The organism is Rhodococcus sp. JS3073 (assembly GCF_026810085.1).
Classification (GTDB): Bacteria; Actinomycetota; Actinomycetes; order Mycobacteriales; family Mycobacteriaceae; genus Rhodococcus_F; species Rhodococcus_F wratislaviensis.
In genome coordinates, this window is record NZ_CP113951.1 from 4540810 (window position 1) to 4554671 (window position 13862).

General features: G+C 66.0%; 17 protein-coding genes. 11 read left to right on the top strand and 6 right to left on the bottom strand.

What is annotated here, in order from left to right; all coding sequences use genetic code 11:
- Window positions 1-46: 46 nt before the first annotated feature.
- Together OYT95_RS20535 and OYT95_RS20540 are read left to right on the top strand one after the other, a co-directional pair.
- Window positions 47-748: a transketolase-like TK C-terminal-containing protein gene (locus OYT95_RS20535; RefSeq protein ID WP_268788830.1), complete on the top strand. Its 702-nt coding sequence runs from the start codon at window positions 47-49 to the stop codon at window positions 746-748.
- Between the two features lie 131 nt (window positions 749-879).
- Window positions 880-1431 (top strand): dihydrofolate reductase family protein, encoded by a 552-nt coding sequence (locus OYT95_RS20540; RefSeq protein WP_268788831.1) that lies wholly within the window; start codon window positions 880-882, stop codon window positions 1429-1431.
- 58 nt (window positions 1432-1489) lie between these two features.
- Here OYT95_RS20540 and OYT95_RS20545 read toward each other — a convergent pair whose 3' ends face one another.
- On the bottom strand, window positions 1490-1939 hold the full coding sequence (locus tag OYT95_RS20545; protein ID WP_268788832.1) for a hypothetical protein: 450 nt from the start codon (window positions 1937-1939) through the stop codon (window positions 1490-1492).
- A 191-nt stretch (window positions 1940-2130) separates the two neighbouring features.
- Between OYT95_RS20545 and OYT95_RS20550 the strand changes: the two genes are divergently transcribed.
- The 6 genes from OYT95_RS20550 to OYT95_RS20575 all read left to right on the top strand — a co-directional run bounded on the left by OYT95_RS20550 (window position 2131) and on the right by OYT95_RS20575 (window position 6903).
- Window positions 2131-4311, top strand: a complete 2181-nt coding sequence (locus tag OYT95_RS20550) for a catalase (protein WP_268788833.1) — start codon at window positions 2131-2133, stop codon at window positions 4309-4311.
- A gap of 318 nt (window positions 4312-4629) precedes the next feature.
- Window positions 4630-4953: a hypothetical protein gene (locus tag OYT95_RS20555; protein ID WP_128640676.1), complete on the top strand. Its 324-nt coding sequence runs from the start codon at window positions 4630-4632 to the stop codon at window positions 4951-4953.
- 94 nt (window positions 4954-5047) lie between these two features.
- Entirely contained in the window at window positions 5048-5308 is a 261-nt protein-coding gene (locus OYT95_RS20560) for a hypothetical protein (RefSeq protein WP_146777766.1), read from the top strand.
- A gap of 14 nt (window positions 5309-5322) precedes the next feature.
- The gene (locus tag OYT95_RS20565; RefSeq protein ID WP_037243107.1) at window positions 5323-5574 is read left to right on the top strand and encodes a hypothetical protein; all 252 of its coding nucleotides are present in this window, start codon (window positions 5323-5325) and stop codon (window positions 5572-5574) included.
- 58 nt (window positions 5575-5632) lie between these two features.
- On the top strand, window positions 5633-6190 hold the full coding sequence (locus OYT95_RS20570) for a CsbD family protein (RefSeq protein WP_268788834.1): 558 nt from the start codon (window positions 5633-5635) through the stop codon (window positions 6188-6190).
- Window positions 6191-6219: 29 nt separating this feature from the next.
- Window positions 6220-6903 carry an IF2 family translation initiation factor gene (locus OYT95_RS20575; protein WP_268788835.1) on the top strand — a complete coding sequence of 228 codons (684 nt, stop codon included), beginning with the start codon at window positions 6220-6222 and terminating at the stop codon, window positions 6901-6903.
- 65 nt (window positions 6904-6968) lie between these two features.
- Here the strand turns inward: OYT95_RS20575 and OYT95_RS20580 are convergent, their stop codons facing one another.
- The gene (locus OYT95_RS20580) at window positions 6969-7469 is read right to left on the bottom strand and encodes a hemerythrin domain-containing protein (protein WP_112299783.1); all 501 of its coding nucleotides are present in this window, start codon (window positions 7467-7469) and stop codon (window positions 6969-6971) included.
- A gap of 351 nt (window positions 7470-7820) precedes the next feature.
- Between OYT95_RS20580 and OYT95_RS20585 the strand changes: the two genes are divergently transcribed.
- On the top strand, window positions 7821-8501 hold the full coding sequence (locus OYT95_RS20585; RefSeq protein WP_037243098.1) for a GAF and ANTAR domain-containing protein: 681 nt from the start codon (window positions 7821-7823) through the stop codon (window positions 8499-8501).
- Between the two features lie 30 nt (window positions 8502-8531).
- Here OYT95_RS20585 and OYT95_RS20590 read toward each other — a convergent pair whose 3' ends face one another.
- Window positions 8532-9740, bottom strand: coding sequence for a fatty acid desaturase family protein (locus OYT95_RS20590; RefSeq protein ID WP_268788836.1), 1209 nt, complete (start codon window positions 9738-9740; stop codon window positions 8532-8534).
- A gap of 186 nt (window positions 9741-9926) precedes the next feature.
- Between OYT95_RS20590 and OYT95_RS20595 the strand changes: the two genes are divergently transcribed.
- On the top strand, window positions 9927-10277 hold the full coding sequence (locus tag OYT95_RS20595; RefSeq protein ID WP_268788837.1) for a YtxH domain-containing protein: 351 nt from the start codon (window positions 9927-9929) through the stop codon (window positions 10275-10277).
- A gap of 142 nt (window positions 10278-10419) precedes the next feature.
- On the top strand, window positions 10420-11103 hold the full coding sequence (locus OYT95_RS20600; protein WP_112299785.1) for a PAS and ANTAR domain-containing protein: 684 nt from the start codon (window positions 10420-10422) through the stop codon (window positions 11101-11103).
- 47 nt (window positions 11104-11150) lie between these two features.
- On the opposite strand, the gene OYT95_RS20605 is transcribed toward OYT95_RS20600, so the two are convergent.
- From OYT95_RS20605 to OYT95_RS20615, 3 genes are all read right to left on the bottom strand, one after another.
- On the bottom strand, window positions 11151-11642 hold the full coding sequence (locus OYT95_RS20605; RefSeq protein ID WP_037243090.1) for a hypothetical protein: 492 nt from the start codon (window positions 11640-11642) through the stop codon (window positions 11151-11153).
- A gap of 60 nt (window positions 11643-11702) precedes the next feature.
- A complete protein-coding gene (locus OYT95_RS20610) occupies window positions 11703-12068 on the bottom strand; it encodes an HNH endonuclease (RefSeq protein ID WP_128642271.1) in 366 nt (121 codons plus the stop codon).
- 64 nt (window positions 12069-12132) lie between these two features.
- Window positions 12133-13857 (bottom strand): CocE/NonD family hydrolase, encoded by a 1725-nt coding sequence (locus OYT95_RS20615; protein ID WP_268788838.1) that lies wholly within the window; start codon window positions 13855-13857, stop codon window positions 12133-12135.
- Window positions 13858-13862 lie beyond the last annotated feature (5 nt).

The window sequence follows — 13862 nt, forward strand, 5'->3', positions numbered from 1 at the left end:
ATCGAACATCGCCCTTTTGACCTGGACCGTCTCGCGATGCTGATGGATGTGGAACGACAACCATATTTCCATCGAGGACGACACGAACATCGGCAGCGACCGAGAGAATGTTGCCGCTCTGCCCGCCGCACCGGCTGCCCTTCTCGGCCGCCTGAGCACCCGTACGCTGCCGGCCGGCTGGGACGACGCACCGCCCTCCTTCCCCGCCGATGCGACCGGCATGGCGACCCGCAAGGCATCCGGGACTGTGCTTTCGGTGCTCGCCCCCGAACTTCCTGAACTATGGCTCGGCTCAGCTGATCTCGCCGAGTCGAACAACACCAACCTGCCGGTGAGCCGTCGTTCCTCTCGACGTCGTCCGGCCCGCCGACGCCAACGAACTGCCGTCGCGTGGCGAACGCTCCTCACGAACAGCGATCGCCCCGCCGGCCTCGCCCTGACCCGGCAGAACGTACCGACCTGGGACCGCACCGTTCACGGCTCCGCAGAATGCACCGCACGTGGCGGTTACATACTTGCCGAGGGTGAGAACGGCGAACCCGACCACATCATCATCGCCACCCCGTGGCGGGAATTCGTCGGCGATGCAGGCGAAATCGTCAGCCTCGAACACTTCGGGGCAAGCGCATCCGGACCCGAGCTCTTCGAGCGGTTCGGCTTCACAGTGGACCGCCTAGTGCATGCTGCGCGAACAACACTCGCCCGCACAACCACGGCCAGGCGCGCACCGGTGACCACCTCACTGTGAGATAACCCCGAAGCGCGGCTCCTTACCCCGTGTCGTCCCCCTCCCCGGGGTAAGGAGCCGAACCACCGCGTCGCGTCCCGTCACCCGCTATTCGAGCGACACCTCACCCGTGTACCTCGTACTCTTGCCAAATGCGACCCCTTCGGTACTCCATCAACGTCACATTGGACGGGTGCTGCGATCATCGTGCAATCCCCGCGGACGAAGACCTGCATCGTCACCACGTCGGGAACCTCACCCAGGCCGATGCGCTTCTCTTCGGCAGGGTGACTTACGAAATGATGGAAGAGGCGTGGCGGCCGCCGGCGCCGCCGGGAGCGAGACCCGATTGGATGGAACCCTTCGCCCAGACGATCAACGCGGCAAAGAAGTACGTCGTGTCGAGCACCCTGGAGCGGGTCGATTGGAACGCCGAACTCGTGCGCGGGGATCTGGACACGGCCGTCCGGGAGCTCAAGCGGAAGTCCGGCAAGGGACTGTTCGTGGGCGGTGTGAAGCTCCCGCTGGCGTTGACGGAGCTGGGATTGATCGACGAGTACGAGTTCGTGGTGCAGCCCAGGCTCGCGGGCCACGGGCCGACGTTGTTCGCGGGGCTGTCGAAGCATGTCGACTTGAAGCTCGTGAGCCGGTTGGAGTTCAGCTCGGGTGCGGTGGCGATGCGGTACGAGCCGAAAAGGTCCTAGGAACACCAGTTCGCCTGCGCGAGAGACCAAGAAGAGGTGTCGCTGCGTCCGGCGGCAATCACTTCTTGTCTTCGGCCTTGCCGACGCCTCCTTGATGCGCGGGTCCCACTCCGGAGTCGCTTCCCTCGGTCTCGGCGGCGTGTGCGGCGGGCTTCTCCTCGGCCGGCGAGGCCACCGCGCCACGTGGGGTCTCCCCGGGTTTCGGCGACTGCATTCCGCCGGAGTCCACGTGGGCGTCGTGCTCCGGGCGTCCTTCCTTCGTGCTGGTGGTCCGGCCGTCGTATGGCGGTATCGCCGGCTCCGCGTCGCCGGGAGGCAGCGAGCCGCCGGCGGGCGCAGGGTTCGTGCCCGGTTCCCCGGAGGAGGTGACTTCTTCCTCATCCAGAGACCCCGGCTTGCGGTCCGTCTGGCCTGCTCCGGCCTGGTCCGGGCCCGCGTCTCGTGAGCCCTGGGGGCCACGCTCGGACTGTGGTTCCTCATGCAACTGCGTGCCTGGCTCGATACCCATGATCACTCCTTCCCGACGCAGCAGAACGCCGGATTCCTACTCGTGTGTGTTTGACATCTGTTGTAGCTATGCCCTGGGACGCGAATGCGAAACCGCGTCTCTCGATCGGGGCATTGTTTTGGTGCTGCGCCCACCCTGATTCGTTGTGCGACCGTTTGGGCACTCCGAGAAGAGCGGACCGTACAGCAACGATGCGGCGCCGATCCCACGGATTTTCAGCGAGGAGCTACGCCGTGCCCAAGAAGAACCCGCCCATTCCCGGAACTCCCGGTTCCGGTACCCCGACGCTCTCCGAGCCCACGGAACCCACCGAGCCGTTGCCCCCCAAGCCCGATCAGCGGGCTCCCGCGCTGGGGACCGCAACCGGGCAACCCGTCGACGGTCCGGACACGGCCCGTGGCCAGCAGGGTGAGCACCTCACCACGGCGCAGGGCGCGCGGCTGTACGACACCGATCACTCGCTGAAGGCGGGAACCCGGGGTCCGACACTGCTCCAGGATCACCATCTCCGTGAGAAGATCACGCACTTCGATCACGAGCGGATCCCGGAGCGGGTGGTGCACGCGCGCGGTGCGGCCGCCCACGGCGTCTTCCGCGGATACGGTTCCGCCGAACCGATCAGCAAGGCGGCGTTCCTCGGCAAGGATGTCGAGACACCGGTCTTCGTCCGGTTCTCCACCGTGCTCGGCTCCCGAGGGTCGGCCGACGCCGTCCGCGACACCCGCGGGTTCGCGACCAAGTTCTACACCGGCGAAGGCACTTTCGACCTGGTGGGAAACAACATTCCGGTCTTCTTCATCCAGGACGGCATCAAGTTTCCCGACGTCATTCACGCCGCCAAGCCGCACCCGGATCGCGAGATTCCGCAGGCGCAGAGCGCGCACGACACGTTCTGGGACTTCGTGTCTCTGCACACCGAAGCCACCGCACATACGCTGTGGAACATGTCCGATCGTGGCATCCCCCGTTCGTACCGGATGATGGAAGGCTTCGGCGTCAACACATTTCGAATGGTGAACGCTGCGGGCGAGAGCTCGCTTGTGAAATTTCACTGGAAGCCGAAACTCGGTGTGCACTCACTGGTGTGGGAAGAAGCCCAGATCGTCAACGGCATGGACCCCGACTACCACCGCCGCGATCTCGCCGACGCGATCGAGTCCGGTGCGTACCCGGAATGGGAACTGGGCATCCAGGCGTTCCCGGACACCCCGGACCAGACGTTCGAGGGCATCGACCTGCTCGACCCGACCAAGATGGTGCCCGAGGAATTAGCCCCCGTCCAGCCGATCGGGCTGATGACGCTCGACGCGAATCCGACGAACTTCTTCGCCGAGACCGAGCAGGTGGCGTTCCATCCCGGGCACCTCGTTCCCGGAATCGACGTCACCGACGACCCGCTTCTACAGGCGCGGTTGTTCTCCTACCTCGACACCCAGATCAGCCGGCTCGGTGGGCCCAACTTCGGGCAGATACCGATCAATCGGCCCCACGCCGAGGTCAACGACATGCTGCGCGACGGCATGCACCAGACGGGAGTCCACCCGGGTGTCGCGCCGTACCGTCCCAATTCCCTCGACGCCGGCTGCCCGTTCCTGGCCGGTGCGGACACGGCGTTCGTCGAGGTGCCGGTGCCGATGCCGGAGTCGACGAAACTGCGCGCCGCCCCCGCCAGCTTCGACGACCACTTCTCACAGGCACGACTGTTCTACGCCAGCCTCAGCCCGGTCGAGCAGGCGCACGTCGCAGAGGCCTACACGTTCGAGCTGGGCAAGTGCTACGAGCAGGTGATCAAGGAGCGCGCACTCGAGGTCGTCGCGAACATCGACCCCGGTCTGTGCGAGCAGGTGGCCGCGGGTCTCGGCCTCCCGGCGCCCGCGCCGACCGTCGCCTACGACGCGGCGCCCACACCCAGTCCCGCGCTGTCGCAGGTCGGTGCCGAGTGGCCGCTGGACGGCCGGATCATCGGCATCGTCGCCGACGACGACTCGGATCTGTCCGAGGTGGCGGACGCGGTCGAGATGATCGGCAAGAACGGCATGGTGCCGCTCGTCATCGGACCGCACGGCGGTGAATTGGGGTCGGGCAAGGGCGCCGTGCCGGTGTCCCGGACGTTCCTCACGATGCGGTCGGTGGAGTTCGACGCCATTCTCGTCGCAGCGCCGGCGTCGGACCCTCGGGTGCACGTACTGCTGGCGGAAGCGTTCCGGCACTGCAAGGCGATCGGGGGATGGGCCGCCGGCCGTGGTCTCCTCGAAGCGGCCGGAATCCCGGCCGAGGCCCCGGGCATTCTGATCGCCGACGACGCGTCCGCACTGTTCGACGGCATCACAGCACTGATGAAGTCCCACCGGGTTTGGGAGCGCCAGGTGTGACGTCACCGTGGGTGACCCGGTTGTGAAGTAAACGGTCTGGACGAGGGCCTCGACACCGCCGACGGTGATGTCGAGGCCCTCGTCGGAACGCCTGCGCACCGTCATGATCGTCGAGTTCGGAAGCGAGGCAGCGTAACCGGGGAAAGTGGCCCTCTGCACCTACGCTGTAGAATTGCGCTGTAGTTACTAATGGGTATACTTGCGGCGTATGGGTTCGCTCCAGCAGAGGGTCGCGCTCACCAACGTCCACCTCATTCGAGGAGACGTACGTGGTGACCCGAATCTGCAAAGCCGGGCACCCCATTGAAGGAGTCATCCATGACCTCCACTAATCCTGCCGCCCACACCACCCCCGGAGCCGTCACTTCCGGCCCGCGCGCTCAGCTCGATCCGCGCCGCAGCACCGAGACGAAGGCCGCGTTCAAGACCACCGAGTTCTTCGTCTACATCGCCGCAGTCATCGGAGTCCTCATCGCCTCGTATCTGGTGCAGACGACCGATGGGCACGAGGACTATTTCCGGGCGGACCGCGCCTGGTTCTACATCGTCATTCTGACGATCGCCTACATCGTCAGCCGGGGCATTGCGAAGTCCGGCAGCCGCGAGCACTACACGGACACCGATCGGCATACCGGCGTCTAACTCTCGCCGCGTTACGTTCGTTTGTCGATCGAATCTGCGACACGCCTCCGCACCAAATCAGCGGGGTCGGTGTCGCCGATAGTTGGGCCAAATCTTGTCAGACACATTCTCCCTCAACCATATTGACCACTCGAGTCTACTGTCGAGCAGCGTCGATACCCGTCCTTCCGTCCCGGCCGGGGCGCACCCCTCCCTGGTCGAACTGCCCGGCGTCCGACGTGTCCTCGACCTCGCGGCGCTCACCATGTTGTCGGGTGCCGTGGCCGCGACGACATCACTCTCGGTTGCGACCCTCGGGCTGCTCACCGTGGTCGGTGCCCGGGTTGCGCTGCGTCGCAGCCTGACTGCTCGATAAGAAAGGTTCTTCCCATGTTGATTCTCGTCAGCCGTCTGCTGCGGCGATGGAAGATGATCGTTCTCGCTCTTCCCCTCGTGGCCACCGTACTGTCCCGACTCGGTAACCACCTCGAACGCCGCGCCGGCAAACCGACCACCACATCGCGCGGGCTGCTCGGAATCTCACGGTTCGCCCGCCGCAGGGCCGGCGTCGATGACGCCACCAGGCGTCCGGCCGGCGCACACCGCACCGCCATCGCGCAGGAAGTAGTCGGCATCATCTAGCCACCGAACATGCGGGTGGCGGTACCGTCGCCCGCCCGAATACCAGGAGAACATTCTCATGAACGATCAGAACACGTCCGGACAAGCGCGCAAGGGTCTCCTCGACTCGGTCAAGGGCAAGGTGAAGGAAGTGGCCGGAGCCGTGACCGGCAACGACTCGCTGGCCACCGAAGGACAGTTGCAACAGGCGCAGGCGCAGCAACGTAAAGAGGCGAACAATGCCGAGGCCGTGGCGCGGGCGGAAACCTCGCAGGCCGCAGCGGAACTCGGCCAGGTGCGTCGCGAGAGTGCCGAGGAGCGTGCTGCGATCGGTGCCGAAACCGCGGCCGCCGAAGAAGCTGCCCGGAACCGTCAGGACGCAGAGCACCGGGCCGCGGAGCAACAACAGCACCGACAGGTCGCGCAGGAGCAGTCCCGCGCGGCGGCCGACGCCCGCGACGTAGCGGCCCGGGCCGAGACCCTCGAGCGAGCGAAGACGGCCGCCGCCGCCGAAGAAGCCGTCGACGCCACCGACGAACACCGGCGGGCGGTCCGTGACGCGACCGCCGCCCGCGACGAGGCAGAACGAGTGCGGCGCGCCGCCGAGGGCCTCACTGGCGACGCCGGCCTGTCCTGATCCACTCCCCACGAATCATCGGAGATTCCATGAACATCCTCACCGTCCCCATCACGCTCTTGCGGTTGCAGTACACGATCCTGCGTATTCCCCTGCAACTCGTCGAAGACCAGCTGATGTCCCGGCTGGCCACCGAATCCCCGGCCCGGCTGATGTACGAGCGCACCCTCGGCGTGCTCGACGGCGCCGTCGGTAGTGCCCTCGGCGACCGTGACACCGAGAGACGCGGCAACGCACTCACCGAGCGCAGCGACGCATTGGCCCGGGCGGCGCAACTCGAAGAGGAGGCGGCACGCACGGAGGCCGAGGCCGACACCGCACTGGAAGCCAAGCGCAAGCAGGTCCACGACGAGCAGGCGGCAGCGCGCGAGGCGAAGCAGCGCGACGTCGAACAGGCACGCCGGCGTGAGGACGAGCGCAAACACGCCGCCGAACGGGACGCCCTGCAACGCAAACAGGTCGCGAAGAAGAACGCCGACCAGCTTGCCGCCCAGCGCACTCAGGCTGCGGAGGCCGAGCACCGTGCCGAGCAGACCAGACTCCGGGAAGCGGAGAAGGCGGCGGCAGCGCCGGCCAAGGCCCAACTGAAGGACGCCGCGAACAAACAGGACGAGGCAGCCGGCAAACGCGCTCGCGCCGACCGGGTGGAGAAATTGGCCGAAGCGGAAAAGGCGAAGCGTCGCAACGAGACGGCAGCCAACGGGCAACGCTGATCTGATCGCCGACTACAGGGCGGGGCCGCGGTCGCCGATGATCCGCGGCCTCGACGCGGTCGTCGCTATTTGATCACCGCGTCGACCGTTTTCTTCAGGGCCGACGGCTGGGCGGGGGATCTGGGTGCCTTGTCCCTCAGTTCCAGCATCCGCGCACCCATCTCCCGGAGTTGTTTGCGCCCCAGCTCTTCTCGGACCTTGGGGAACCACTCCTGCTCTTCTTCTTCGATGTGGTGCTCGACGCTCTCGATCAGCACGGTGGTCTTCGCGTCGAACCGCTCGTCGTCGGGTTTCATCGCTGCCAGTTCGACGACCAGCACGTCCGCGACGTGGTGCTCTTCGTAGGATTCGAGGATGTCGTCCTCGAGGTCGGGGGCGAGGTCACGCACCTCCGGGTACATGCCCTCGTTCTCGATGTAGGTGTGCACCGTGAGGGCTTCGATGATCTCGTCGACGATGCGACCCTTTTCCACGCGGGCGTTCGGCCCGGCACCGCGGAAGTCGCGGAACAGCTTCCGGATCTCCTTGTGGTCGTTCTTCAACAGCACGATCGCATCGGTCGACATGGATACCTCACAGTTGGGTCGGGACGTGCACGTCGCCCATCGCTGATCGGCGGGCGCAGTGTCGTCCCTACGCTGTACCCCACCGCGCCGTTCGCTAACACGGCCCGTGTCGAGGGTGGCCCGCGTGAACCGCCCACGGATAGGTGGCGGTGTGGACCGGCACTGCGGTGGGCGCGTAGTTCCCCGTGCTGACAGTCACTACCTTCGCCGGGACAGTGCGTCCCTGCCGGCGGAGAGAACCTGCATTTTCGGTTCAGAGCCGGAGTCGGGGTGCCTATGGTGGGGTAGGTGGACGGGTGCCGACTGGGCACTCTCCTACAGCCATCCTTTCGATCGAACCGAGGAGCGGTAATGAGCGATTCCGGCGCCGGGGACCTCAGTCGCACCATGGCCGAACTTGCCCGCAGTCTCTCCGGCCCACGCACCCTCGACGAACGTCTGCGCGCTGTCACCGCCGCAGTTGTCGAACTGATGCCGCACGAAACGTGCGCGGGCATTCTGCTCATCTCCGGTGGCAAGAAATTCGAGACCGTCGCGCCGACATCCGAGCTGCTCAGAAAGCTCGACCACGCTCAGCAACAACTCGGGCAGGGACCGTGTGTGGCTGCGGCGCTCAACCATCTCCTGGTGCGAAGCGAGGACCTTCGCTCGGAACCGCGATGGCCGCAGTTCGCTGCGGCCGCTGTCGACGTGGGACTTCTCAGTTCGATGTCCTTTCAGCTGTATACCTCCGAAGGAAAGATGGGCGCACTCAACCTGTTTGCGTTCTCTCCGCACGCGTTCGGTCCCAACGAGGAAGTGGCGGGTGAGGTACTCGCCGCCCACGCCGCGTTGGCCCTCACCGCTGCACGCACCGAAGAGCAGCTGCGATCAGCGGTCGCCTCACGCGACGTCATCGGGCAGGCGAAGGGAATGCTGATGGAGCGATTCGACATCGACGCGATCCGTGCGTTCGACCTGCTCACCCGACTCTCTCAGGAAACCAACACCCGGTTGAGTGTGATCGCGCAGCGGATCACCGAACGCAGATGAGACCCGGCACCTGCCCCACCTCCGGCGATATCAGATTCCCGCCCGTGCGCGTAGCGCTGTCAGCAGTCCACGGCGCTTGCCCGTTACCGGATCGATCTGCGGCCGCGGGTCGGTGAACTTGCGCTCCGACGCCGTCTCGGGCGCGTCGTCAGCGGTTGCCCTGAGAAACTTGTTCGGCAGCGCCAGCTTGGCGATGGTCCGCCACGACTCGAAGTACTGCACCGGCATCGAACCCGTGGTGTAGGGGAGGTCGTACTTCTGGGCCAGCGCCTGCACCCGCACGGAGATCTCGCGCAGGCGGTTGCTCGGCAGGTCCGGGAACAGGTGATGCTCGATCTGGTAGCAGAGGTTGCCACTCATGAACTCCATGACCGGGCCGGCCTCGAAATTCGCGCTACCCAGCATCTGCCGCAGGTACCACTGGCCTCGTGTCTCGGTTTCGAGGTCCTTCGATGTGAACTTCTCGGCACCGTCGGGGAAATGACCGCAGAAGATCACGGCGTTCGTCCACACGTTGCGGATCATGTTCGCCGTCAGGTTCGCGGTGAAGGTCGTCAGGAACGCCGGACCGGTGAGCACCGGGTAGATGACGTAGTCCTTGCGCACCTGGCGGCCGACCTTCTCGAGCACCTCGCGGCACCTGCGCTCGAACTCCCCACGATCGACACCGCCCGCAACCACCTTGCCGAGCTCGAGGTGCTGGAGGGCGACGCCGTACTCGAAGAACAGTTGCAGCAACAGGTTGTAGACAGGGTTGCCGACGCTCAACGGTGTCCACCGCTGATCGCGAGTGACCCGCAGCATGCCGTAGCCCACGTCGTCATCCATCCCCAGCACATTCGTGTACTTGTGGTGAACGTAGTTGTGGGTCTGCTTCCAATGCTCGGACAGGCCGGCGATGTCCCACTCCCAGTACGACGAGTGGATCTCCGGATCGTTCATCCAATCCCATTGACCATGCAACACGTTGTGGCCCAGTTCCATGTTCTCGATGATCTTGGCGGTGCCGAGCATCGAGGTGCCCGCAAGCCATGCCGGCGGGAACAAACTCGCGAACAAGAGTGCACGCCCGCCGATTTCGAGTGACCGCTGCAGCCGGATCGCGTTTCTGATGTACCGGGCATCGCTCTCCCCGCGAGAGGCTTCGATGTCGCGTCGGATCGTGTCGAACTCGATCCCGAGAGCTTCGACATCCGCCTCGGTGAGGTGGGTGTACATCTTGACATCCGAAATCGCCATAACCTTACGGTAGGGCAAGTTACGCAACCGTAGGTTACGTGCAGATGAGGTCTGAGTTAGTAATGGGCGGGACAGACGACCCGGACCGGTGGTTTGGGCTCGGCAGCTGAGGGCAAGCTGTGCAGGGAGGGCGTTCGGACGACGATTCGGCCGGCCGCTCGTGCCACACAACAATCAGGAGATGTCATGCAGAAAGTGTTGATCTTCGCAGCGGGCGCGGCCGCGGGGTTCGTCCTGGGCACTCGGTCGGGCCGACAGACCTACGAGAAGATGAGGCATCAGTCCCTCGAACTCTGGCACAACCCCACCGTGCAGGAGAAGGTGAGCGAGGCGACGGAGACCGTGAAGGACAAGGCGCCGCAGATACAGCACAAGGTCGGGGAACTGGCGAAGAAGGCTACCCACCGCAGCACCGACACGAGTGCCCCGACGAACGGAGTGTCACTGGAGGAAGCTGCGGGCCGCACTCCGACGACGACGGAACCGGCGGCCGTTACTACGGCGACGGAGGGCAAGCACAGCCAAGGTCCGAACTGACCGGAAAGAGGCAGTGCGGGGTCGTCGGCCCCGGACTGCGTGGCCCGTCATGCCATGAACGTGATTTCCGCGCACTCCGATGTGAGTGCGCGGCATACTGTGGCAGTGGTTGCAAGGCGCGGATGGTTGAGCACGCAGGGCCGTGGGTGTCGTTGTGGACAGTGAAGAGCTACTCGGCTCGAACGCACCCCCACAGGGCGGAAGTTTCCGCTTCTACCTCGACGGCCAGCGCTGGGAATGGTCCGACCCTGTCGCCCGGATGCACGGCTACCAACCAGGCGAGATCACCCCAACCACCGAACTTTTACTCTCCCACAAGCATCCGGACGACCACGCGCAGGTCGCTGCGCTCTTCGACAGGATGATCCACGCCGCCGAGCCGTTCAGCAGCAAGCACCGCATCATCGACACGGAACGCCGCATCCACCACGTCATCGTGGTCGGCGATCGAATGCTCGACGAGGACGGCCAGGTCATCGGCACATCCGGGTATTACATCGACGTCACCGAAACGTTGGAAACCGACCTCCGCGAGTTCAACGCGGCGATCACCGAGGCCGTCGCCGCACTCGAACAATCGCGGGCGGTGATCGAGCAGGCCAAGGGTGCGCTCATGCTCGTCTACGGCATCTCCTCGGAACGCGCCTTCGGCATCCTCACCTGGCGCTCCCAGGAGACCAACACCAAACTTCACACCCTCGCCGAGCGCTTCGTCGCCGCCCTCGCCGCCGAGGCGACCCTGCCCGAGTCGTTTCGCGCCCGGTTCGACCACTTGCTCCTGACCGCACACGAGCTGCCCGGCACCCCGGCAGGGGCACAGGACTGACTCACGGGCGACCCCGCGGGAACCGCCTCCCCCGACCCGAGATTTCGCTATTCGGTGGTGACGTCGGGCGGGTCGGGAAGGTCGACTCCGAGAACGAAGTCGAGCCAGATGAGCGCGTCGGCCAGTGTTTCCGCGCGCATGGTCACGTCGAACTCGCGCTCGGCGGCGGTGAGCGACCGCTCCACTTCCGCGTGATCCTCGGCGAGGACGGCCGACACCGTCCGCAGCACCCAGCGCGCCGATGCGGGCAAGGTGTCGACGTCGACGTATCCGCCGTCCGTGAAGCGGAGGTCGAGGATGAACCTCTCCCCTGGGCCTGCGGCGCCGAGGCGCGCGATGACCACGCCGACGATGGCATCGACAACCCAGGCGAGCACATCGCCGTATGCCGGCCGCTGTCCGGCGGGGTGCGGCTCGGCGCACACTCGGGATATCTCGAACGAGAACCGGGCGGCGTCGCGGTCACCGACCATTTGCATCAGCCGGCCGCCGAGAGCTGCGGCCGTCGAGCTGGTGGGGCGGCCTGCGTTCGATCCCATACTGGAGAGTGCCCGGCCCCGGTCGGGGCCACACAGGCCGCCATCACGCTCCTACGGTGATCAGTGACCGCTCCGGCACCGCCGCAGTTGGCCGGACAGGTACCGCTTGGCGCGGCGATGTCCACCCACATTGTCGAGTTCGACCTCCAACGCGTTCAGGAGCGTCGCGAGCAGGCTCGCCTGCGGAGCCCAACCGTGTCGGCTCCGGCACTGCGCGAGCCAGTCGACCGGACCGGTGTGGCCGCGGTCCGCGTTGCACCGCGGGCATGCGGCGGCCTCGTTGGCCGCGATGCTGGGACCGCCCTTGAGTCGTGGCACGAGGTGTTCGGTGGTCGGCGGAATCAACGGTCCGAAACGACGACCGCACCACAGGCATCGTCCGCCCTGCCGGTCGACGGCGAGGGCGAGTCTGGCGGTGCGGTCCACCCGTCGATCGTGACCGATCCGCAGGCGGACCGCCAGTGCCACCCCCGCGCCGCCACCGAAACGTTTACGTCGCCTTGTGGGTCGTGAACGGCAGCACGAGGCGGGACCGGTGCGCGGCGTCCCGGTAGATCTTGTGGGTGACCGGGCGGCCGACCGGCAGGTGGAAGGCATCGGGCGGCAGCAGTGCGTTGTGCGCGTCGGCCAGCGGTTCGTCGTTCGAGAGCTCCACCGTCAGACGGTGTCCCGGCCGGAACGTCGCGGCAAACGGGTAGAGGCGCAGCACATACTCGTCGATCGTCCCGGGCTCGACCGGCACCGCGCGGGTATGCGGGTGGTACGGGTTGCCCTCGGTGGTGCGCTCGTCGAGCTCGCGGTGCGAGGCCTTGAGGTACCCGGACGTGATCAGCTGGCGCCTGCCGTCGGGGCCGGAATCCCACAGACGCAGAATGAAGTTCGTGTCGTCCTGGTCGATCTCCGCGAAGATGTGCGCGGCGCCGGTGCCGATCAGTTCCGTGGGCTCCTCGAACGGCTCGGTGCTCCAGCGCAGCATCGACACCGTGTCGGTGACCGTGAGCGGGGCCTGGTAGAAACCGTCCGGTGCGGCGTATTCCGCACCCATCCGCTCGGGCTCCGTGGACAGCGTGCCGCGCGGGCGCAGGTACAGCGACCGGTACTCCACGTCCTTCGGTGGCCACTGGCTGCCGGTCACCCGCTCACGCGAGCCCTCGACGAAGACGTTCACCGCGGGCTCGTCCATGATCCCGTTGTCGATGCCCTTGATCCAGTAGTCGTACCACCGGAACATCTTGTCGTGCTCCTCGATGAAGGGGCGCGACTGCATGGGCGGGTACGGGCCGATGTCCAGCTTCTTCGGGCCGCTCAGCCGGTCGAAGAGTTCGATCGTGCCGTCGACCGTCCAGCCGCGGCCCTGGTCGATCTGCAGATAGACGGGAATGTCGATGTTCGGAGCCAGCGTGACGGGGTTGCGCTCCTCGTACCAGTCCCCGTCCAGGTCGTTCGTCACGATGTCAAACCAGGCCTCGTGATGCTTCGGGTAGTTCAGCACGTGGACCAGGTTCGGCCAGGCGGCGACATCCGGATCCGCGAGGCGCTCGGCGACGCGCTTCGTGATCTCCTCCGGGGAGTACGTCTCGAGCATGCGGGACTTGACGTTGTCGGTGAAAGCCCAGCCGGAGTCGCCGCCGCGGCCCTCGCGGGCGGCACGGGGCATGAACCACATGATGCCGCCGTGGTAGGTGGTCTCGTAGAAGTCGTAGTGCCCGCCGCTGACGAAGATCGCCTTCAGATGCGGCGGGCGCTCCGCGGCGGCGAGCACCTGCATCGACCCGAAGTAGGAGATGCCGATCATCCCGACGTTGCCGTCGCACCACGGCTGCTCGGCAACCCATTCGATGAAGTCGTACGCGTCCTGGCCCAATGAGACACCGCCGGCGTTGTAGTTGCCGATGTGCTCGCCCTCGGAGGCGCCGGAACCGCGGAGGTCGCCGATCACGTGGACGTAGTCCTCTTCGACGACGCGTGCGATGTCGCCCGCCTCGATGCAGCCGTCCCAGATCGGGCTGGGGCGCCGCTGCGGCGGCGTGGTGAGGGCGAGGGCCTGCAACTCCTTGCCGTACGGGCTCAGGGCGACCAGCGCGGGCCGGGGTTTGTCCTCCACACCGGAGTACGAGTCGGCGACGAGCGTGACACCGTCCCGCATCGGCACCCGGAGGTCCTTGCGGACGGCGATCTTCTGCCCACCCGCGTCAAGAGTTCGAAAATCCGTCATGAGTG